The 20,269-nt window shown below is 64.8% G+C and carries 17 protein-coding genes, 2 tRNA genes, 1 pseudogene and 1 riboswitch; of the genes and pseudogenes, 15 read left to right on the forward strand and 5 right to left on the reverse strand.

Annotated elements, in window-relative coordinates; genetic code table 11:
- Positions 1–73 precede the first annotated feature (73 nt).
- The 8 genes from CG51_RS03070 (at position 74) to CG51_RS03105 (ending at position 9,266) form a co-directional block, all read left to right on the forward strand.
- Positions 74–538, forward strand: a complete 465-nt coding sequence (locus CG51_RS03070) for a copper chaperone PCu(A)C (protein ID WP_051930004.1) — start codon at positions 74–76, stop codon at positions 536–538.
- Positions 539–598: 60 nt separating this feature from the next.
- A riboswitch (cobalamin riboswitch) is annotated at positions 599–795 on the forward strand.
- A 130-nt stretch (positions 796–925) separates the two neighbouring features.
- Positions 926–2,803 (forward strand): TonB-dependent receptor plug domain-containing protein, encoded by a 1,878-nt coding sequence (locus tag CG51_RS03075; protein ID WP_035741664.1) that lies wholly within the window; start codon positions 926–928, stop codon positions 2,801–2,803.
- The gene (locus CG51_RS20665) at positions 2,797–4,110 is read left to right on the forward strand and encodes an ABC transporter substrate-binding protein (RefSeq protein WP_233141243.1); all 1,314 of its coding nucleotides are present in this window, start codon (positions 2,797–2,799) and stop codon (positions 4,108–4,110) included. Before CG51_RS03075 ends, CG51_RS20665 begins: the two co-directional genes overlap by 7 nt.
- Before the next feature lie 47 nt (positions 4,111–4,157).
- Positions 4,158–5,102, forward strand: coding sequence for a FecCD family ABC transporter permease (locus CG51_RS03085; protein WP_051930030.1), 945 nt, complete (start codon positions 4,158–4,160; stop codon positions 5,100–5,102).
- Positions 5,099–5,857 (forward strand): ABC transporter ATP-binding protein, encoded by a 759-nt coding sequence (locus CG51_RS03090; RefSeq protein ID WP_035741667.1) that lies wholly within the window; start codon positions 5,099–5,101, stop codon positions 5,855–5,857. Before CG51_RS03085 ends, CG51_RS03090 begins: the two co-directional genes overlap by 4 nt.
- Before the next feature lie 191 nt (positions 5,858–6,048).
- Positions 6,049–6,125: transfer RNA gene (locus CG51_RS03095), tRNA-Pro, on the forward strand.
- A gap of 1,090 nt (positions 6,126–7,215) precedes the next feature.
- Positions 7,216–8,853, forward strand: coding sequence for a phosphoethanolamine transferase (locus CG51_RS03100; RefSeq protein WP_035741669.1), 1,638 nt, complete (start codon positions 7,216–7,218; stop codon positions 8,851–8,853).
- Positions 8,850–9,266, forward strand: coding sequence for a diacylglycerol kinase (locus CG51_RS03105; protein ID WP_233141242.1), 417 nt, complete (start codon positions 8,850–8,852; stop codon positions 9,264–9,266). The genes CG51_RS03100 and CG51_RS03105 overlap by 4 nt, the downstream gene beginning before the upstream one ends.
- A gap of 291 nt (positions 9,267–9,557) precedes the next feature.
- On the opposite strand, the pseudogene CG51_RS03110 reads toward CG51_RS03105, so the two are convergent.
- Positions 9,558–10,097: pseudogene (locus tag CG51_RS03110) on the reverse strand (CbtA family protein); the annotation flags it as partial.
- Between the two features lie 356 nt (positions 10,098–10,453).
- Positions 10,454–10,529, reverse strand: a tRNA-Lys gene (locus tag CG51_RS03115).
- 136 nt (positions 10,530–10,665) lie between these two features.
- On the opposite strand from CG51_RS03115, the gene dapF reads away from it, so the two are divergent.
- The 7 genes from dapF to CG51_RS03155 all read left to right on the forward strand — a co-directional run bounded on the left by dapF (position 10,666) and on the right by CG51_RS03155 (position 16,994).
- Positions 10,666–11,466, forward strand: a complete 801-nt coding sequence (dapF, locus tag CG51_RS03120; protein ID WP_244901148.1) for a diaminopimelate epimerase — start codon at positions 10,666–10,668, stop codon at positions 11,464–11,466.
- Complete coding sequence (mtaB, locus tag CG51_RS03125) at positions 11,466–12,728, forward strand: tRNA (N(6)-L-threonylcarbamoyladenosine(37)-C(2))-methylthiotransferase MtaB (protein WP_035741672.1); 1,263 nt, start codon at positions 11,466–11,468, stop codon at positions 12,726–12,728. The genes dapF and mtaB overlap by 1 nt, the downstream gene beginning before the upstream one ends.
- 491 nt (positions 12,729–13,219) lie before the next feature.
- Positions 13,220–13,402, forward strand: coding sequence for a hypothetical protein (locus tag CG51_RS03135; RefSeq protein ID WP_035741679.1), 183 nt, complete (start codon positions 13,220–13,222; stop codon positions 13,400–13,402).
- Positions 13,403–13,501: 99 nt separating this feature from the next.
- The gene (locus CG51_RS03140; protein ID WP_035741680.1) at positions 13,502–14,104 is read left to right on the forward strand and encodes a glutathione S-transferase; all 603 of its coding nucleotides are present in this window, start codon (positions 13,502–13,504) and stop codon (positions 14,102–14,104) included.
- Between the two features lie 160 nt (positions 14,105–14,264).
- Positions 14,265–14,828, forward strand: coding sequence for a ubiquinol-cytochrome c reductase iron-sulfur subunit (gene petA / locus CG51_RS03145; RefSeq protein WP_035741682.1), 564 nt, complete (start codon positions 14,265–14,267; stop codon positions 14,826–14,828).
- Between the two features lie 5 nt (positions 14,829–14,833).
- Positions 14,834–16,186 carry a cytochrome b gene (petB, locus tag CG51_RS03150; protein ID WP_035741684.1) on the forward strand — a complete coding sequence of 451 codons (1,353 nt, stop codon included), beginning with the start codon at positions 14,834–14,836 and terminating at the stop codon, positions 16,184–16,186.
- A 10-nt stretch (positions 16,187–16,196) separates the two neighbouring features.
- Positions 16,197–16,994 (forward strand): cytochrome c1, encoded by a 798-nt coding sequence (locus tag CG51_RS03155; RefSeq protein WP_035741685.1) that lies wholly within the window; start codon positions 16,197–16,199, stop codon positions 16,992–16,994.
- A 49-nt stretch (positions 16,995–17,043) separates the two neighbouring features.
- Here CG51_RS03155 and CG51_RS03160 read toward each other — a convergent pair whose 3' ends face one another.
- The 3 genes from CG51_RS03160 to thiB are packed head-to-tail and all read right to left on the reverse strand — an operon-like array spanning position 17,044 to position 20,256.
- Complete coding sequence (locus CG51_RS03160) at positions 17,044–17,748, reverse strand: thiamine ABC transporter ATP-binding protein (protein ID WP_035741687.1); 705 nt, start codon at positions 17,746–17,748, stop codon at positions 17,044–17,046.
- Positions 17,735–19,285 (reverse strand): thiamine/thiamine pyrophosphate ABC transporter permease ThiP, encoded by a 1,551-nt coding sequence (locus CG51_RS03165; protein WP_035741689.1) that lies wholly within the window; start codon positions 19,283–19,285, stop codon positions 17,735–17,737. Before CG51_RS03165 ends, CG51_RS03160 begins: the two co-directional genes overlap by 14 nt.
- On the reverse strand, positions 19,261–20,256 hold the full coding sequence (thiB, locus tag CG51_RS03170) for a thiamine ABC transporter substrate binding subunit (RefSeq protein WP_035741692.1): 996 nt from the start codon (positions 20,254–20,256) through the stop codon (positions 19,261–19,263). The genes CG51_RS03165 and thiB overlap by 25 nt, the downstream gene beginning before the upstream one ends.
- Between the last annotated feature and the right edge of the window lie 13 nt (positions 20,257–20,269).

Consider the following 20,269-nt stretch of genomic DNA (forward strand, 5'->3'; position numbering starts at 1 on the left):
ATCCTTTCTGTTAGGGAGCGCGCCCGCCGCTCTGCGGCATGCACAGCACTGTACCAGTATGATTGGAATATCCATGTTTCGCAGCCTTCCGCTTTTGTCGCTTCTGCTCGCTACCCCCTCTCTTGCGCATGATTTCCGCGCGGGAGAGTTGACGGTCGGGCATCCCTACGCCTTCGAGACGACCCAGGCCGGTCAGGCGCCGCAGGGCTATTTCTCCGTCACGAATGCCGGCGCGGTCGATGACCGGCTGATCGCCGTCCGTCCGGCACAGGGCGAGGCAAATCTCCGCGTGGCAGAGCGGTTCCGGCACATGGTTTCCACAAGCTCGACCGATTCCATTGCCATTCCCGCCGGAGAAACGGTGACGCTGCGCCCCTCCGGCCCGCATGTGAGCTTCACCGCTCCCGAAGCGCGAGTCTGGTCCGCGACTGAACGGATGGACGCGATTCTGGTGTTCGAAAATGCGGGTGAAGTCCCGGTCGTGTTCAATGTGGAGGCCCGCAAGGCAGGAATGGGCAATGGGCACTCGCCCAACTGATGCCAAAGTGCGTGAAGGGGCCGCGACTCCTTCGTGCTTGACAAGGATCGGCGGAGCAGATCATCCATGATCTGCTTCGGTTCCGGTAGATCCGGATGAAAAGGGAACTGCGGTGCGCCTTTGGGCAAGACCGCGGCTGCCCCCGCAACTGTGAGCGGCGAGCGACGGCCAAGAATGTCACTGGAGGTGCACCTCCGGGAAGACGGCCCGAGCGATGACCCGTGAGCCAGGAGACCTGCCGCAGCACTCACCCATTTCCGACGCGGGGCGCGTCTGGAAAGCGGCCCTTCCGCAGAGGTGATCTCACCGGTCTGCGGAATTCCCCGTCAGGCCATTCTGCAATTGGCGGGCCAATACATGCGGACCCGCGTTGGAAAGGCCCCTGCGATGACCTTAACTGGCATCAGGACGATAACGGTTCTCACCGCCCTCGCCCCCCTGGCTGCTCAAGCCCAGGCCGATTCTCCGGTGATGCTCGACAGCATCGTTCTGTCGGGAGGGCTTACCCCTGTGCCCACGGATGCCTATGGACGGGCCTTCACCGTCGTAACAGCGGCGGAGATCGAAGAGCGCGGCATCCGCACCGTGCAGGACGCGCTCCGCGGAGTGCCGGGCGTCTCCGTCAGCTCTTCCGGTTCGAGCTTTACACAGGTCCGCATCCGGGGTGCCGAGGCGAACCACACGCTCATCCTCATTGACGGCGTCCCGGCGACGGGAGGAAATGACGAATATATCCTGAGCGGATTGGAAACCACGAATGTGGAGCGGATCGAGGTGCTGCGCGGCCCTCAATCGGTCTATTTCGGCTCGAACGCTTCTGCCGGCGTCATCAATATAATCACCAAGCGGGGAGAGATCGGTACCCATTACGGCGGTGCCGTGGAGGTGGGCAACGGATATGCTGCCTCTGGCTGGCTCACGCAGCGGACAGAGCGGGGTGGCTTGTCCTTCAACATCTCGAAGCGGGACGATCACGGCTACAACGCGGCTTTCACCGGCAGCGAGAAAGACGGAACAGACCGGCGCACCATCGGATTGACCGGCGACTGGAAGGCGACCGAAGCCCTGACGCTCGGCTTCACCCTTCGGTATTCGGAAGAAAACTACGGCTACGACGCGACGAACTACGCTGCCACCAGCTATCGCGATTACCTGATCGACGACCCGCATCTCACGGGTGAGCGCAAGGAGTTCACCGGCTCCGTCTGGGCGGAATACGAAATGCTGGACGGGCGCCTCGTGAACCGACTGGAGTTTCAGAACTCGACGCTCCGGCAGGAAACGACGGGGTCCGAGGAGACGCGGGGCGAGACACGAGCGCTGAAATACCGGCTCAGCTATGGGCTCGACGGCCGGCCCGCCGCCGAAGCGCGGCACCTGCTCAACCTGATGCTGGAGCGGTCGGAGGACGAGAACGACACCGCCCGCGACTATGATCGCGCCAACAATTCGATCGCGATGGAATACCGTGGTTCCTTCGACGCGGGTGTGGATGTGCAGGCTGGCCTCCGCCACGACAATTTCAACACGTTCGACGACTTCACGAGCTGGAACATCGGGCTGTCATGGCGAATCCCCGACAGCGCCTTCCGGCTGCATGCCTCCGCGGGGCGGGGCCTTGTGAAACCCTCCTACTATGAGCTGTTCGCCAATGACGGCTACACGCTCGGCAATCCCGATTTGAAGCCCGAGCGCAATACCGGCTACGATATCGGCATTGAGGCGGAGGTGCTGCAAGGACGCGGGCTGATCGACGTCACCTACTTCAACGAGAAGATGGCAGACGAGATCACCTATGTCGCTGGCGCTGCCCCGGACGGAAGGGCGAGCTACATCAACCAGGCAGGCAAAAGCCCGCGTGAGGGGGTGGAGATTACTGGTCGGTTCGATGCGACGGAGGATTTGCTCCTGTCGGTCAGCTACACCTACCTCGACGCGAAGAACCCCGACGGAACGGTGGAGATACGTCGGCCCCGCCATGAGCTTGGCCTGAGCGCCACGCAGCAGATACTGGACGGTCGCGGATCGCTCACCGCCGATATCCGCTACGTCGCCGGCAACTACGACACGCAGTACTGGGGCTTTTACGAGACGAAGGAACTGGGCAACTACATGCTGGTCAACCTTGCTGCCGGTTACGATCTCACGGAGCACCTGCGTGCCACGGCCCGCGTGGTCAACCTGCTCGACAAGGAATACATGGACGTCTGGGGGTTCCGCAGTCAGGGTCGGCAAGCCTACCTCGGGCTGGAAGCGAAATGGTAGGACGACTCATCTGGACGGCGGTGCTGGGCTTGACTGTTTCCGCGCAGGTTGCGGCCCCTGCCGCCCGGATAGAGACCGGTGCCTCGGTGTGGCGCGCGGATGCCGCGCCTGAGATTTTGCTGCGGCCGCTTCCCGATGCCGCGCCATCCTCACCCCGCTTTGCCATGGCTGCCTTGCATGGGCCGGCGAGGCTGGGTGCCGCGCCCCGCGCCGTTCGGGACACCGTGGCGACTATGGCCGTTGGTGGCGTCGGCAGAGCCTCCGTTGCCACCACATCTGCCACCACCGCCATGGCACCTTCCCGCAATATGCCGGGTGCGTGGCTGGACATCGTGCCGGTGAGCGCCTTCCCTTGGGATACGGCCCATCCGGCACCGCGGGGATTGGAGCGCCCTGTCAGCGTCTCGACCGGAGGCCTGGCAGCGGCAACACAGGTCGAGCCGCTCCCCACCCCGCCGATTCCTGGCACCCCGCGCATGGAGCCGGCCTCCTCCGGAGCTGTGTTCGGGAATGCGGCCGCCGGCGCGGCAGAGCGCCCCACCGACGCCGGTCGGATATTGCCCCGCCGCGTCGTTTCGATGAACCTCTGCACAGACCAGCTTGCCATGATGCTCGCGGCACCGGGACAGCTTGTCTCCGTCAGCTATCTGGCCAGCGATCCGCGCGCCTCCGCCATGACGATGGAAGCGGCCCGCTACCCCCGGAACTACGGGCTGGCGGAGGAGATCGTGCTGCTGAAACCGGACCTCGTGCTGGCGGGGCGCTACAGCGCTGGGGCAACCACCGCCCTCCTTAAGCGAATTGGTGTGCCGGTGCAGGTGTTCGACCCGGAAACCGGTCTCGCAGATATCCGAAACAATGTCAGGCGGATGGGCGCGATTCTGGGCCGGGAGACGGAGGCGGAAAGGCTGGTCAGCCGCTTCGACAGCGACCTTGCCGCACTAGGCGGACCGCCCGCTGACGCGCGCCGTGCCGCGCTCTATTACGCCAACGGCTATACGGCGGGTGATGCGAGCCTCGCAGGAGAAATACTGTCCGCAGCAGGGCTGACCAATATCGCTTCGGAACTCGGGCTGCGGAACGGTGGCGTGTTGCCGCTGGAACAGCTGGTGCTGGCCGATCCGGACCTGCTCATTGAGGGACGGCGCTATGGTGGGACATCCCGCGCGGAGGATCTGCTGGATCATCCCGCGCTTGCCGCCCTCACGGGCACATCAAGCGCGCTGGCCGACAGCGACTGGGTATGCGGGACGCCGCATGTGATCGACGCCATCCGGCGGCTCCGGGATATGGCGGCATACCCGTGAGCGGCCGCTCCGCTGGGCTGCTCGCCGGACTCGGCGCTGTCGTGGCCATGTTGTTCGTCACCTCCCTGCTCACCGGGCCGGCCGAATTGCCGTGGCTTGATGAACTTCGGGCGCTTTTCGGGCGGGGCGATCCCCTGCTGGTGATCGTCATGCAGGAGATACGCCTGCCCCGAGCGCTGCTCGCAGTTCTGCTCGGGGCAAGCCTCGGGCTTGCCGGGGCGGCGATGCAGGGCTTTCTGCGCAATCCATTGGCGGAGCCGGGGCTGATCGGAACATCCGCGTCGGCGGCCCTAGGCGCGGTACTGGCGATTCAGACCGGGCTGGCCACTGCTGCGCCTGCGCTTTTCATGGCGGCGCCGCTCGCCGGGGCGTTTCTGTCCTTCGTATTGATCCTGCTGCTCGCTGGCAATCGCGGGGGGGCGATGCCGCTGATCCTCGCCGGCATCGCCATTTCGGCGCTGGCAGGGGCGATGACTTCGCTGGTGCTGAACCTCTCGCCTAATCCCTTCGCGGCGAACGAGATCATCTTCTGGATGATGGGGTCACTCGCCGACCGATCCATGGCGCATGTCTGGATGGTGCTCCCGTTCTTCTGTCTCGGCACCGTGCTGATCCTTGCCACCCGCCGCGGTCTGGAATCGCTCACGCTGGGGGAGGAGGTGGCGGCAACCATGGGAATCTCGCTTCCCCGGCTGCGACTCATGCTTCTTGCCGGCGTGGTGGCGCTGATTGGCTCGGTCACCGCAGTGGCGGGCGCCGTTGGCTTTGTGGGGCTGGTTGTCCCGCATCTGCTGCGGCGCTCGGTAGGGGCCAGTCCGGCGCGTCTGCTCCCGGCCTCCGCGCTCGGCGGCGCAGCGGTGATCCTTGCCGCCGACATCGCCGCGAGGGTAATTGCACCGGGCCGGGATCTGAAGCTGGGCGTGCTGACGGCGCTGGTCGGCGCCCCCTTCTTCTTCCACCTCATATGGCGGCTGCGGCGAGAGGCGGTATGACAGTACTGACAACCCAAGGCCTGACCGTACGCCGCGGCGAACGCACCGTTCTGGCGGGCATCAACCTTTGCATTCGCCCAGGAGAGTTCGTGGGTCTTCTCGGCCCGAACGGCGCAGGCAAGACTACCCTGCTACGGGCGGCACTCGGACTTCTGCCCTGCCAGGGGAGTTCATCTCTCGCCGCGCTTCCGATTTCGGAGCGGGCGCGGCAGGCCGCCTTCATGCCGCAGGGCCGGGAGATCGCCTGGCCGCTGTCTGTAGAGCGGGTGGTCTCCCTCGGTCGCGCGGCCCATCCGGCGGGGGCAAGGGACCGGCAGATCGTGGAGGAGGCACTCGCCCTGCTGGACCTGACGGAATTCCATGAGCGGCGGGCCACGGACCTGTCCGGCGGGGAACAGGCCCGCGTCCTGATCGCACGGATGATCGCACAGGACACGCCGCTCATGATCGCGGATGAGCCGATTGCCGGGCTGGACCCGGCCGCTCAGATAAACGTCATGGACGTATTTGCCGGAATCGTTTCTCGGGGCGGCGCCGTGCTCGCCTCACTCCACGACCTTGGCCTTGCGGCAAGACATTGCACCCGCCTCATCGTGATGCAGGCAGGCCGCATCGTCGCCGACGGAGCGCCGGAGGCCGTCCTCTCCCCGGAGATTGTCGCGCAGGTGTTCGGCATCACCGCCTTCACCGCACGGACACCGCAAGGGCTGGTGTTCCAGCCGCTCTCAGTGCTTTCCCGCCGATCACCGCATTGACCGGCTCGCATGCCCTTTGCTGCTTCCAGAAATCAGTCGCCCGGACCCTTTGTCGGACGCGGTTCTTTGCGGCCAGCCCCTGCTTTTCCCGCCGCGACCCTACCGAGCCCCGCTACATATTCCACGCCGACAAATCTCTCCGCATGGCCCTTGCAAACCCCCTCGTCATCGGTTAGTCCGCCTTCCACGGTCGGAGCGTAGCGCAGCCTGGTAGCGCACCTGCTTCGGGAGCAGGGGGTCGGAGGTTCGAATCCTCTCGCTCCGACCATTTTCCCGATTGTGTCGTTTCGGAAAGCTTGCCTTTTGTTTCAAAAAGGTGGCCTTGCTGGCGGATGGATGGGCTCCACGCTCTCGCTCATCTTCGGTGGTTCGCGACAGGAGCCCCGTGTGCCGCAACTGGTCCATAGCGGAAGGGTCAGCAGGTCGGATGTTGCATGGCGGTATTCCACAAGGCCGACCCCCAACGCGTAACGCGGAACAACTCCGATAGAGGCGGGAACCATGCGCCTCATCTCGTCACTTCCCTATCAGCGGCCAAAGACCCGGAAGCATGCACAACTTCTGACATCGTCAACGCGGATTTTCCAAGGCCTCAGACGGGAGAGACCCTCACTGGCAGCGGCCATGATCCTGCGTGACATTTCGATCGTCAGCAGCCGATCCGCGTTCTTGCTGAGCACGGTCGGCAACACGCAGGATCGCCCATGCCCGACCGCCCAAGCCTGATCACAGCAGATGATGCCGCATCCGCTCCCTCGCTATCGTCGGAGCGAACGGAACAGAGGATCTGCGGCAGGCTTCCGCCGCCCCGGCGGCGGCGAAGAGCCGAAATCGGTGTAAAGCATGTCGAACGCGGCATGGAGGCCGGCCGGCACCCATTTCCAGCGGCCGGATAGCCGCAGCGGGTGCCGGGCGGAAGGCGCGCTGCAAGCTCGACATCGCTAAACGGCAATCCGCTCGCTTCCTCCGTCTCACGCATGTCTATCGCCCCGTCTCCCTGCGCCGGGTGAACCATGTTTCACAAGCCTGTCTTGAGCCAAGGGCGGGCGGGTTGCGGGAGTGATCGGAGACGTCGGCGTAATATCGAGATTTGTCTTGGCCGCACATAGTCGCCGCCTCGCCATCGGTGCTACAGGATGCCGAGCATATGACGTCCGGCAATTGGCTTGTTAACGGCAAGCTCCGGACAGCCCTCGTATCCTTTGAAGAACCGTTTGCACATCAGGTCGGCAAGAACGGCCACCCGCAGGCAAATCTGTCCCAGCGCCAGACCTGGTTGTCATTCGTAAGCTTGCCGTAAGCTTGGGCCGCCAGAGAGTGCAGGTCGGCAACGGGCCGGCGGCAAATCTGGCGGGCCCATGATCAGACCTTCAATCTTGCCCAGCCTACAACGGCCGGCTCTCTCACATACAGCACTGAACCTGATCGTTGCCGCTTATGTCATGGTCGGTCTGAATCACGGGTTCTGGGTTCGTGTTCTTTCGCAATTTCCTTGGTTTGATGATAGAGCGACGGTTTTTGGGCTGGGTGTATTCGCGCTGAGCCTCCTCCTGTTGGAACTCCTCGGTCCGGGCCGGCTGCAAAAACCGGTCGCAGCCACCATAGTCCTGCTAAGCGCCGCCGCAGGTTATTATGAGCGTAATTTTGGCGTGCTGATCGATCAGGAGATGGTACGCAACATCTTCGAGACCACCTACACCGAATCGAGCCACATGGTGACCGGCCGGATGGTGCTCGTGATCCTGCTTACCGGGGTTTTGCCCGCCGCCCTGATCTTCTGGCCTGTGGTCCGTCGGGTTCAGCCGGTCCATCAGATATGGCGCTGGCCGCTGGGTGTAGGTGTCAGCTCCGCATTGGTTCTGGCTGCCCTTGCCTTCGACTACAAGGACTACTCCGCCGTGTTGCGCGAGAGGCACGACGTGATGGGTGCCTATCAGCCCGGCGCGACACTTGTGGCGAGCTGGCGCTATGCCCGCGAGCAGTGGAAGACCGCCGATCCCGTGGTCGCCCCTTATGGTCGCGACGCTGTGGCGGGCGGGCGCCTGGCAACCGCGGACCGTCCCGTGCTCTTAGTGCTTTTCGTGGGCGAGACCGCACGGGCGCAGAACTTCGGGTTGAACGGCTATGGTCGCGACACCACGCCGGAGTTGGCGGAGCGCGGACTCATCGCCTTCACCGACACCACCTCCTGCGGCACCTCCACTGCCGTATCGGTACCCTGCATGTTCTCGGGGCTTGGAAAGGCGGGCTATTCCCGTGCGGCGGCCTTGGGGCGCGAAAACCTGCTGGATGTGCTGTCCCATGCCGGGATGCAGGTCGAATGGTGGGACAACAATACTGGCGATCAGAATGTTGCCCGGCGCATCGGCTGGAACCGGGTCGACCGATCGATCGCCCCGGATGCCTGCAGGGGCGAATGCACCGACGAGGCGCTGTTGCCGGTAATTGCCCGGACAGTGGCAACCATCAAGCGCAACACGGTATTGGTGCTCCATATGAATGGAAGCCATGGCCCAGCATACTATCTGCGCTATCCGGAAGACCGCGCGGTCTTCCGTCCGGACTGCCGCAGCGCACAATTTTCGGACTGCACCGGTGCGGAAATCGTCAACGCCTATGACAATACGATCCGGGAAACCGATTTCGTTCTGGCAAATGCGATCGACATGCTCGCCCGCTCCGAAAGGGTAATACCTGCCATGGTATATCTTTCGGATCACGGGGAATCGCTGGGCGAAAACGGTCTCTATCTTCATGCTGCCCCCGCGTTCATGGCGCCGGCCGAGCAGACGCGGGTGCCGTTCGTGATGTGGCTGGCGCCGCGCTTTGCCAGGACTATGGGCCTTGATACCGCCTGCCTGCAAAACATGACTGACAGGCCGACGAGCCATGACAATCTCTTTGCGAGCGTCCTGGGATTGATGGATGTCGAGACCTTGGTTCGTGATCCGTCGTTGGACCTGACAATGCCCTGCCGCAGAGGAGAGACGATGTGACCGGCCAGGCCCGCCCGCCACGCTCATCCCAGGGATCTGCGACGGGCGTGGTGCCGCCCCGCCGCCAGGGTGCATTGCACCTTCTGGATGCGGCCCGCTACTCGTTCGCCGGCGTGGTACGGCTTTGGCAGGAAGCGGCAGCGCGACTGGAAGTGACAGGCGGCGCTTTGGCTGCCTTCGTGCTGGCCCTGCATGGCGCCACTCTCGTTCAGTGGCTCTCCTTCGCGGGGCTTTGCTGCGCGGTGCTGGCTTTGGAAGCCCTGAATACCGCCCTCGAGATACTGTGTGACCGCATCTCGACGGAGTGGTCGAGCGAGATAAAGCAGGTCAAGGATTTGGGCTCTCTTGCTGTGGGTCTGGGGATCATGACGTCCGCAGGGTATGTCGCACTGGTTCTTCTGGGTACGGCTTAGGGCGCTGGTCAATGATCCGGTCTCGAACCACTGCGGAAGCGGAGAGGCGTTTGCCGCCTACCCCCGCACCCAACCACCATCGAAGCCGTGCGCGGCTCAGGTGACCGGCGGGATGAGCCTTCCTCACGCCGGCCAGACACCTTCGTCGAGGATGCCTAGCAGACTGTTGTCATGGCTTCCTGTACAACCCGGTGACCTGCTCCGGCATCCGGCACCCTCCGGGAGATCGAATACGGAATGGCTCGCGCTGTGGATTGCGGGCCGTCCATGAGCCGTCCGCAATTCCCACGATCAGACAGGTCGGGGGACCGGTTCCACCCCGGGAACGCGCCGCAGGAGCTGGGCTGAGAACAGCCCCAACACCAGCCACGCGGTAAATCCTACACCAAGTGCGCGCCCAGCGAACTGGCTGGCCAGTTCAGGCGGCGTCGGCCCCGTGAACTCATGCGGATGCGGTGCGCCGACGACATGCGGGAGTGCAAGCAGCACGATTGCCACTCCCCATGCCAGCCAGTTCCGACCGAAGGCGATGAGCCAGATCCCGATCGCAGATGCAGCGACGGTCAGGAGCCACCAGATCTGGCGCGCTCCAAGATCTGCCGTCGCCATGCCGGGAAGTTCCGGCGGCAGCCCGGCAGCGGGCAGGAACTGCACGGCAAGGAATCCTCCCAGCCCCCAGAGAAGCCCTTCACGTGCCCCTGCCGCGTGATGCCCACGGCTCTCGCTCAATGCCATGGCTGCGGTCAGCAACAGTCCATAACCCGCATACACAACCATGGAAAACAGGATCGACAGAGCGTCCCGCCCCACATCGAGACCTCCGATATCCGGTCCGTGAGGCTGAGCGTGGTGGGCGCCGCCGCTGCCAAGCCACGGAGGTTATAGCTGTGCCGGAAGGCGCTATTTGGTTTTGCTCCATCGCGCTTTAGTCTTGGTACGCACCGACCATCGACCGATCCCCGGCCCGCGCCGTTTTTCCGCAGCCCGCTCCGGACTTTCAAGGACATGCAGGAAGGCCAAATCGGGCGCGACGACACCTCCGCCGAGCGCCCTCCAGCGCCGGGGGATAGTGATCCGGGTTTCCACGCTCCATCTCCATGCACCGTGAAATCGCGCGCCGTGGTAGCCCGGTGGCAGTCCGCTAAAGCAAAGGGCTCAGGCGTTTTCGCCTGAGCCCTTGTATTTATTGGTGAGCCCAACAGGATTCGAACCTGTGACCCACTGATTAAAAGTCAGTTGCTCTACCAACTGAGCTATGGGCCCACTCTGTGAGGCGGGTAACTAGAAACATGTGGGGACGGGGTCAAGGGCAAAACCGACGTGGCACTGGCAAAAAGTGCATGGCTCACGTATATCGTCGCGCATGAAGGACAATAGCACCCCCGGCGGACTGCCGTTCATGAAGATGCACGGCCTTGGCAACGATTTCGTCGTGATCGACGGACGGGGCCGAACGGCGCATGTCACGCCGGAACTGGCGCGCAGGCTTGGCGACCGGCACCGGGGGGTCGGCTTCGACCAGCTTGCGGTGATCGAGGCGGAGGACGGCGTCGATGCGCGGCTGACCTTCTGGAATGCCGATGGCTCGCTCTCCTCCACCTGCGGGAATGCCACGCGTTGCATCGCGCGATTCCTGATGGACGAAACCGGCAAGGCGCGGCTGACGCTCCGGACGGAGCGCGGGCTGCTCACGGCGGAAGATGCAGGCGGGGGGCTGACCCGCGTCAACATGGGAGCGCCGTTGCTCGACTGGCGGGAGATCCCGCTGGCGGAGGCAATGGACACGCTTCACCTGCCCATCGAGGGCGATCCCGTGGCCACCGGCATGGGCAATCCGCATTGCACCTTCTTCGTGCCCGATGCGGAGGCGGTGGAGCTGGAACGGCTTGGCCCCGAGTACGAACACCACCCCCTCTATCCCGAACGCACAAATGTGGAATTCGTGAGTCTGCTCGGCCCGGACGCGATCCGGCTGCGGATATGGGAACGTGGAACGGGCGTGACGCTCGCCTCCGGTTCCTGCTCCTGCGCGGCGGCGGTGGCGGCGGCACGGCGCGGCCTGACGGGACGGCGCGTGTCGGTTCATGTGGATGGCGGCGTGCTGGAAATCGACTGGCGCGATGACGGGGTGTGGATGACCGCACCGACAGCCTATGTATTTGACGGGGTGCTCACCCCGGCCTTTCTCGGAGCCCTGTGATGGATGCCCGCGCGCCGATCTTCGCCACTCTTGGCTGTCGTCTGAACGCCTACGAGACGGAGGCGATGCGGGAGCTGTCGGCCGCCGCCGGGCTCGACAATGCGGTGATCGTGAACACCTGCGCGGTGACGGCGGAAGCGGTGCGCAAGGCCAAGCAGGAGATCCGCCGCCTGCGCCGGGAAAACCCGGATGCAGCGGTGATCGTCACCGGCTGCGCGGCGCAGACGGAACCCGAAACCTTCGCCGCGATGCCGGAGGTGACCCGTGTCATCGGCAATCACGAAAAGATGCAGGCCGACACCTGGCGCAGCATCGCGCGCGCTCCCGATTTCATCGGCGAGACGGAGCGTGTCACGGTCGATGACATCATGTCGGTCCGGGAAACCGCCGGCCATCTGATCGACGGTTTCGGTCGCCATCGCGCGTATGTGCAGGTCCAGAACGGCTGCGACCACCGCTGCACCTTCTGCATCATCCCCTATGGTCGGGGCAATTCGCGCTCCGTCCCCGCCGGCGTGGTCGTGGAGCAGATCAAGCGGCTGGTGGATCGCGGCTTCAACGAGGTCGTGCTGACGGGCGTGGACCTGACGAGCTGGGGGGCGGACCTTCCCGCCGAGCCGCGGCTCGGCGATCTGGTGCAGCGCATCCTGCGGCTTGTCCCCGACCTGCCGCGCCTGCGTATCTCCTCCATCGACTCGATCGAGGCGGATGAGGCGCTGATGCAGGCCATCGCGACCGAGCCACGCCTGATGCCGCATCTTCACCTGAGCCTGCAGGCAGGCGACAACATGATCCTGAAGCGCATGAAACGCCGCCACCTGCGCGACGACGCGATCCGCTTCTGCGAGGAGGCGCGCCGCCTGCGCCCGGACATGGTCTTCGGCGCAGACATCATCGCCGGTTTCCCCACAGAGACCGAGGAGATGTTCGCCAATTCGTTGAAACTGGTGGACGACTGCGGCCTGACCTTCCTGCATGTCTTTCCCTACAGCGCCCGCAAGGGCACGCCCGCCGCCCGTATGCCGCAGGTGGATGGACGGTCGATTCGTGATCGGGCCGCCCGGCTCCGCGCCCGGGGGGATGCGCGCCTTCACCTCCATCTGGCGGAGCAGGCGGGCCGGTACCACAGGATCCTGATGGAAAACACGCGCCTCGGGCGGACAGAGCAGTTCACCGAGGTGCGGTTTACCACCGATCAGCCGGAGGGTCAGATCGTATCGGCGCAGATCACCGGCCATGACGGAACCCGGCTGTCTGCCTGACAGGCTGCCGAAAAATCTTGAAGTACCGGACCGACGCTCTGGAAATGGCGAAATCGGGCCTCGAACCGACCAGAGCCGTCCAGATGTCATCGGATTTCGAGCGATCCCACTTCAGCGCCTGCAGGCTTTTCAGCAGCCAGCTCATGTCCGGCTTGCAAAAGCCGCCGGTGCGCGGGCGACCGCACGGCGCTTGCGAATGGGGCTGGTACCGGCGCCACGCCATAGCGATCGGAGCCCTTTCAAGGAGCTGGCCAGGCGCAGGTGCTGCTGATCTCGCCAGGAGAGCCTCCGACTCGGGCTCCGCCTCTCGCGAGGTGTCTCGCACAGCAGGAAGTGCCGCTCCAAATGCGTCGGTCAGCGTAAAGCGTCGTGGCGCCCTTCAGCATTTGACGACCGCCGAGTGGATAATCAGACCCGCGCATGGCGGCCAGCAATCGCGCGGCTGCAATCGACGGGTACCAGGCCCGGAGAAGGCGTGTGGCGACGCGACGATGCTCCGCGCGCCCCAAAATGCCAACGCGACCGAAACCGAAACCGGCGTGCTTGGCCGCAGCGCCGAGCCGCAGGACATGTGCCATAGCAGCGATCTCGTGGACGGGACGATCGTCTGGCATTCCGGCTGGCCTACGCGTCTGCATCCCGCATGGGGGCGTGAGGCAATCGGCGCGAGCTGACGTGGGACATAGCGCAGGATGGCATGGGCAGCCCTGCGGGCACTGGATCCCCAGTCCGCGCTCGCCTAGGCTCCGCGCTAGCCAGAACGGATGGAAGCCATGCGCCTTTACTACAGCCCAGCGTCACCCTTCGCCCGCAAGTGCGTTGTTACTGCCACGGAACTCGGAATCACCGGGCAGGTGGAGCGCGTGACGGTCTCCACCAATCCGCTGGGCACAGGAGAGACACCGATTCCCGGCAATCCTCTGGGCAAGCTGCCGACGCTTGAACGGGACGACGGGCCCGCGATCTATGACAGCTCGGTGATCTGCCGCTATCTGGACACGGTTGCGGAGGGCACGCTCTATCCGGCGGGAGAGCGGCTCTGGACCACGCTCACGCTCGAGGCGCTGGCGGATGGCATCATGGATGCGGCCCTGCTCATAGCGCTGGAATACCGCCTCCGGCCGGAGGAACTGCACTATGCTCCCTGGCTGGAGGGGCAGTGGCAGAAGGTGTCCCGCGCGCTCGATACGCTGGAAACCCTGTGGATGAGCCACCTGCACGGTCCGCTCGACATCGGCCAGATCGCGACGGGCTGCGCGCTCGGATATCTGGACCTTCGTCACGGCGCGCGGGATTGGCGGGCGGGGCGGCCGCAACTGGCCCACTGGTTCACCGGCTTCGACCAACGTCCTGCCATGGAGGCGACGCGGCCCTGACAATCCGCAGGCATCGCTGTTGCACAAGCCTCGCGCCCGGCAACGAAAGCGGGATGCCTTCTGGACGCACGGATATTTGATCGTTAGAAACCTTCCAGGCGACCCCCGGGGACAACCCGGAGGCGACAGCATGTGCTGACGGCTAGGTAGGGAGGATTCCGTGTCCCAAGCAGAAGATCATACGACGAGCCGAAGGGATTTCCTTTTCTACGCGACGGGGGGTGCGGCGGTCGTGGCAGGGGGCGCGGCGGTCTGGCCGCTCGTCAACCAGATGAACCCCTCCGCGGATGTGCAGGCGCTTTCCTCCATCCACGTCGATATCGCCAATGTGGCGGAGGGCACGCAGCTCACCGTCAAGTGGCTGGGTAAGCCCGTTTTCATCCGCCACCGCTCGCAGGCCGACATCGAATCGGCCCGTGGTGTGGAGATGTCGCAACTTGTGGACACCAACGCCCGAAACGCAAACAAACCATCGGATGCGCAGGCGACCGACCAGAACCGCGCGCTGGATGATGCGGGACAGTGGCTCGTGATGATGGGTGTCTGCACCCATCTGGGCTGTGTGCCGCTCGGTAACGGCGCGGGCAATTTCGACGGCTGGTTCTGCCCGTGCCACGGCTCGCACTATGATGCCGCGGGGCGCATCCGTCAGGGACCGGCGCCGGAAAACCTGCACATTCCCGTTGCCGCATTCACCGACGAAACCACCATCAAGCTCGGGTAAGCCAGATGTCCGGTATTCCCCACGACCATTATGAGCCGAAGACCCGCTTCGAGAAGTGGCTTCACACCCGTCTCCCCGTCGTGTCGCTGATCTATGACACGATCATGATCCCGACACCCAAGAACCTCAACTGGATGTGGATCTGGGGGATCGTCCTGGTCTTCTGCCTCGTGCTCCAGATCGCGACCGGCGTGGCGCTGGTGATGCACTACACGCCGCATGTCAGCCTCGCATTCTCTTCCGTCGAGCATATCATGCGAGACGTGAACGGCGGCTACATGCTCCGCTATCTTCACGCGAACGGTGCGTCGCTGTTCTTCGTCGCCGTCTATCTCCACATCTTCCGCGGCCTCTACTACGGCTCCTACAAGGCCCCGCGTGAAGTCACGTGGATCATCGGCATGCTGATCTACCTCGCCATGATGGCCACGGCCTTCATGGGTTACGTGCTTCCCTGGGGACAGATGTCCTTCTGGGGCGCCACGGTGATCACCGGCCTGTTCGGCGCGATCCCTGGCATCGGCGAGTCGATCCAGACCTGGCTTCTGGGCGGCCCTGCGGTGGACAATGCCACGCTGAACCGGTTCTTCTCGCTCCACTACCTGCTGCCGTTCGTCATCGCCGGTCTGGTGATCGTTCACGTCTGGGCCTTCCACACCACCGGCAACAACAACCCAACGGGCGTCGAGGTGCGGCGCGGCTCCAAAGAAGAAGCGAAGAAGGACACCCTGCCCTTCTGGCCCTACTTCGTCATCAAGGATCTGTTCGCGCTCGTCGTGGTCCTGCTGGTGTTCTTCGCCATCGTGGGCTTCATGCCGAATTACCTCGGCCACCCGGACAACTACATCGAGGCGAACCCGCTCGCCACGCCCGCGCATATCGTGCCGGAGTGGTACTTCCTGCCGTTCTACGCCATCCTGCGCGCCTTCACCGCGGATGTCTGGGTCGTGCAGCTTGTCCACTGGGTAACCTTCGGCATCGTGGACGCCAAGTTCTTCGGCGTGCTGGCCATGTTCGGCGCGATCGCGGTCATGGCGCTGGCACCGTGGCTGGATACATCGTCCGTCCGCTCGGGCCGGTTCCGGCCGATGTTCAAATGGTGGTTCTATCTGCTCTGCGTCGATTTCATGGTGCTGATGTGGGTGGGCGCGATGCCGGCAGAGGGCATCTACACCTGGATTTCGCTCATCGCCGCGACCTACTGGTTTGCCTACTTCCTTGTCGTCCTCCCGCTCCTCGGCGTGATCGAGAAGCCGACTGCCGCGCCCGCGACCATCGAAGAGGACTTCAACGAGCATTACGGCAAGCCCGGCGCACGGCCCGACCTGTCGATCCCGAGCGATCATCCGGCGGAGTGAGGAAGACATCATGCTGAAGAAACTCGCGCTCGCCACGGCCGCCACCCTCGCCCTCACCAGCCCGCTCATGGCGGCGGAGGGGGGGCATGTGGAGGACTTCTCCTTCTCCTTCGAAGGTCCGTTCGGCGCCTATGACCGGATGCAGCTTCAACGGGGCCTGCAGGTCTATACGGAGGTCTGCTCCGCCTGCCACGGCATGAAGTTCGTGCCGATCCGCTCGCTCTCTGACCCCGGCGGTCCGGCGATGCCGGAAGATCAGATCCGCGCCTATGCCGCGCAGATGACGATCACGGATGCGGAAACCGGGGAGGATCGTCCGCGCACGCCTGCGGATCACTTCCCGCCCCACCAGCTTCCCAACGCCCCTGACCTGAGCCTCATGGCAAAGGCCCGCGCCGGGTTCCACGGGCCCTACGGGCTGGGGATCAACCAGATCGCAAAGGGCATCGGCGGGCCGGAATACATCGCCTCGCTCCTCACCGGCTATACGGGCGAGGAGAAGGTGGAGGCCGGCACCACCTTCTACGAGAACCATACCTTCCCCTCCGGCTGGATCGCCATGGCGCCGCCCCTTGCGGACGGTCAGGTCACCTTTGCCGACGGCGCGCCGAACGATGTGCGCGCGATGGCGCAGGATGTGGCCGCGTTCCTGATGTGGGCCGCGGAACCCAAGATGATGCAGCGCAAGACGGCTGGCTGGACGGCGGTTATCTTCCTCGCGTTGCTGGCGGTGCTGCTCTACCTGACCAACAAGCGCATCTGGGCGCCGGTCAAGAAGGCGGCGAAGGACGCCTACAAGAAGGTCTGATCCGGACCGGATATTGAGACAGGACGCGCGCCCCCGGGCGCGCGTTTTTTCATTTCCGCCGCTGGCCGAGATAGCGCGCGAGAGCAACGGGCGGATCGGCCAGCAATGCCGCAGTCGGGCGCGGGGGAAAGGCCGATCCGCCGTCCACGACGATCACCTCATCCGCCAGCCGCTCCGCATCCGCGGGATCATGCGTCACCATCAGCACCGTCGCCGCCGTCTCTGCCGCGATGCGGGCGACGAGGGCCAGCATCTCCTCCCGCAGGGCGGGGCCGAGAGCGGCGAAGGGTTCATCCAGCAGCAGGAGCGGTCGCCGCCGCAGGAGCGCGCGGGCGAGCGCCACGCGCCCCGCCTGCCCGCCGGAGAGCGCGGCGGGTCTGCGCGCGCCAAGCCCCTCCAGCCCCACATCGGCAAGGGCCGCGGCGACCTGCCGCCGCTCCGGTTCGCCAAGCCGCAGATCCGGGCGGAGACCCAACCCGACGTTCTGGCTGACGGTCAGATGCGGAAAAAGGTTGTTGTCCTGAAACAGCACAGTCATCGGCCGCGCGCCCGGACGCAGCCCGCCGATATCCTCACCCGCCCAGAGAATGCGGCCCGAAGCGAGCGGCAAGAACCCGGCAATCGCGTTCAGCAGCGTGGACTTTCCCGCGCCAGACGGCCCCATGACCGCCACCCGCCGCCCAGCCTCCACCGTGAAATCGGCGGAGAGAACGAAGTCGCCCTGCCGGATCGTAACCTGCTCAAGCCTCAGCACCGCGTCCCATCCTGTCGATGATCCAGAAAATCCCGAAGCTCAGCGCAAGCAGCAGCACCGCTGCCGCCGAAGCCTCCGCCATCCGGTAAGCGCCCATTAGCCGGTAGATCTGCAAGGGCAGCGTCGCCTCATCCGCACGGGCGAAAAGCGCGATCACCCCCAGATCGCCCATGGAGAGTGCCGCTGCCAGCCCGCCCGCAAAACAGAGTGGCCGCCGAAGTCGCGGCAAGGTGACAAGCCGGAGCCGCGACACCCCGCGCAACCCGAGACTCTCCGCCAGGCGGGCATAGCCTGCCTCCTCTGCCCGCACAGCGGGAAGCAGGATGCGAAAGGCAAAAGGCAGCGCCATCACCGCATTGACCGCCGCCGTGACACCGAGCGACAGACGCGCCGGATCGACCAGCGGGTTCAGCAGAATGAACAACCCCGTGCCCATCACGAGCGAGGAGGAGGCGAGCGGCAGCATCCCCGCCGTCTCCACCCATCGCCGACGCGGCGACGCGAGCAGGGAGAGCGACAGCGAGAGGAGGAGCGTGAGCAGTGCAGACCCCACCGCTACGACCAGCGACCGCCCCGCCGCCCGGAATACGTTCGCGGAAAGGCCCGGCAGCCCCCCCGCCCCGTCCATCACCAGCGCCAGAAGAGGCACGAGCAGAAAGACCGCCGCCCCGCCGATGGCCAGCGTGTCAAGCACACGCGCCAATGGCCCTGCCGCATCCCAGCGCTGCACTGGCCGGTCAAGGCCGGTGCCGAAGCCGGAAGGCACGGAGATCACCGCAGCACCCATCGCCGCGAGGGCACAGATGCCGAACTGTACCAGCGCGAGCAGCGCCGCACGCCCGAGATCGAAGTCGAAACCGAAGGCCTGATAGATCGCCAGCTCCACCGTCGTCGCCCGTGGACCACCCCCCAATGTCAATGCCACGGCAAAAGAGGTGAGGCAGACAAGGAAGATTGCCAGAAACGCGCCCGGCAACCGCTCCCTCAGCATGGGGCGCTCCAGATGCCGCCGCATGTCCTCCGGACGGAAATCCAGCGCGGCGGCAAGGCGGAAACGTTCCGCGGGTATCGCGAGCCAGCCCTCCAGCAGCAAGCGCGTGGCGAGCGGCAGGTTGAAGAACACATGGGCAAGGATCACCCCCTGCGGCCCATAGATCGACACCGGCGGCAGCCCCAGGGCCGCGAGCGCCGCATTCACCAGCCCCGCCCTGCCAAAGACAGAGACAAGGCCCAGCACCGCCACGATCACCGGCAGCAGAAACGGCGCGCCCAACAGGGTTATGAGCAACCTCCGCCCGTGGAAACGCCGCCGCGCCAGCGCGCGGGCAACCGGGATGGCAAGCAACACGCTCACCAAAGCGGAAACCAGCGCCTGAATCACCGTGAACCGGATCGCTGCAACATCGCCCGACCGAAGCGCCGTGAGCCCTCCTGCCGTTATCGCCACGGCCAGCAGCGTGCCGAGCGTCAGGCCCAGAACGAGGGCGAGCGCCGCCCCCCCTGCCAGAAACCTCACCGGCTGAGCGCCCCCAGCCATTCGTCCAGCGCAGCGTCACGCACGGAGCGGGCCTCCTCCGGCGTGAAGATCAGCGCGCGTTCGGGGATGGAGAGCTTCTCGAAGCCAGCAGGAAGCCCCCCCGCCGGGATGACGGCAGGATACATCCAGTTGGTCGTGGGCAGCACAGCCTGCGCCGCATCCGAGAGGAGGAAGGACAGGAAACGGCCTGCCAATTCCTGCTCCTGGCTGCTGGCCAGCCGGGCGGCAACCTCTACCTGCAGATAATGCCCCTCGGAGAACATCGCGGCGGCCTTGGTGTCGTCCTTCTCCTCTATGATGTGGTAGGCGGGCGAGGTTGTATAGGAGAGAACCATGTCCGCCTCTCCCTTCAGGAACATCCCGTAAGCCTCAGACCAGCCCGGCGTCACGGTGAGGACATGGGGAGCAAGCCCCTTCCATATCTCCGGCGCCTTGTCGCCATAGGCGGCTTTTACCCAGAGCAGCAGTCCGAGACCGGGCGTGGAAGAGCGCGGATCCTGAATGATCACCTTGAAGGAAGCGGGCCTGTCGATCAGAGCGGGGAAGCTGTCGGGCGGGTCAGAAAGCTTCGTGCGGTCATAGACGAAGGCAAAATAGCCCCAGTCGAAGGGCAGGAAGGTGTCATCCCGCGCCTCCACCGGCAGGTCGAGCGTGGCATGGCCCAGCCCGTGCGGCGCAAACAGGCCCGATTCCCGTGCGGCATCGATCAGGTTATTGTCCAGACCGACCACGACATCGGCGGGGCTTCGCGCGCCCTCCAGCCGCAGCCGGCCGAGCAGCGATGCCCCGTCGCCCGCCGTTACGAAATCAACGGTGCAGCCGCACTCCGCCTCGAACAGGGCCTTGATCTTCGGCCCGGGCCCCCATTCCGAGACGAAACTGTCGTAGGTGTAGACGGTAAGCACGGGCGCAGCCGCCACCCCCTGCCCCAGAAACCCTGCGAAAACCGCGGCGATCAATCCAAGCCGCATGACGGCGCCTCCA

It is taken from the genome of Haematobacter missouriensis, from assembly GCF_000740775.1.
Lineage (GTDB): Bacteria > Pseudomonadota > Alphaproteobacteria > Rhodobacterales > Rhodobacteraceae > Haematobacter > Haematobacter missouriensis.

Excerpts from the sequence above, each read along its gene's own strand:
- CG51_RS03140 (WP_035741680.1), top strand. The coding sequence starts at position 13,502 with ATGCGCCTTTACTACAGCCCAGCGTCACCCTTCGCCCGCAAGTGCGTT.
- CG51_RS03135 (WP_035741679.1), top strand. The coding sequence starts at position 13,220 with ATGCTCCGCGCGCCCCAAAATGCCAACGCGACCGAAACCGAAACCGGC.
- CG51_RS03165 (WP_035741689.1), bottom strand. The coding sequence starts at position 19,285 with ATGGCTGGGGGCGCTCAGCCGGTGAGGTTTCTGGCAGGGGGGGCGGCG.
- CG51_RS03070 (WP_051930004.1), top strand. The coding sequence starts at position 74 with ATGTTTCGCAGCCTTCCGCTTTTGTCGCTTCTGCTCGCTACCCCCTCT.
- CG51_RS03155 (WP_035741685.1), top strand. The coding sequence starts at position 16,197 with ATGCTGAAGAAACTCGCGCTCGCCACGGCCGCCACCCTCGCCCTCACC.
- thiB (WP_035741692.1), bottom strand. The coding sequence starts at position 20,256 with ATGCGGCTTGGATTGATCGCCGCGGTTTTCGCAGGGTTTCTGGGGCAG.
- petB (WP_035741684.1), top strand. The coding sequence starts at position 14,834 with ATGTCCGGTATTCCCCACGACCATTATGAGCCGAAGACCCGCTTCGAG.
- mtaB (WP_035741672.1), top strand. The coding sequence starts at position 11,466 with ATGGATGCCCGCGCGCCGATCTTCGCCACTCTTGGCTGTCGTCTGAAC.
- CG51_RS03085 (WP_051930030.1), top strand. The coding sequence starts at position 4,158 with ATGTTGTTCGTCACCTCCCTGCTCACCGGGCCGGCCGAATTGCCGTGG.
- CG51_RS03100 (WP_035741669.1), top strand. The coding sequence starts at position 7,216 with ATGATCAGACCTTCAATCTTGCCCAGCCTACAACGGCCGGCTCTCTCA.
- CG51_RS20665 (WP_233141243.1), top strand. The coding sequence starts at position 2,797 with ATGGTAGGACGACTCATCTGGACGGCGGTGCTGGGCTTGACTGTTTCC.
- CG51_RS03075 (WP_035741664.1), top strand. The coding sequence starts at position 926 with ATGACCTTAACTGGCATCAGGACGATAACGGTTCTCACCGCCCTCGCC.
- dapF (WP_244901148.1), top strand. The coding sequence starts at position 10,666 with ATGAAGATGCACGGCCTTGGCAACGATTTCGTCGTGATCGACGGACGG.
- CG51_RS03090 (WP_035741667.1), top strand. The coding sequence starts at position 5,099 with ATGACAGTACTGACAACCCAAGGCCTGACCGTACGCCGCGGCGAACGC.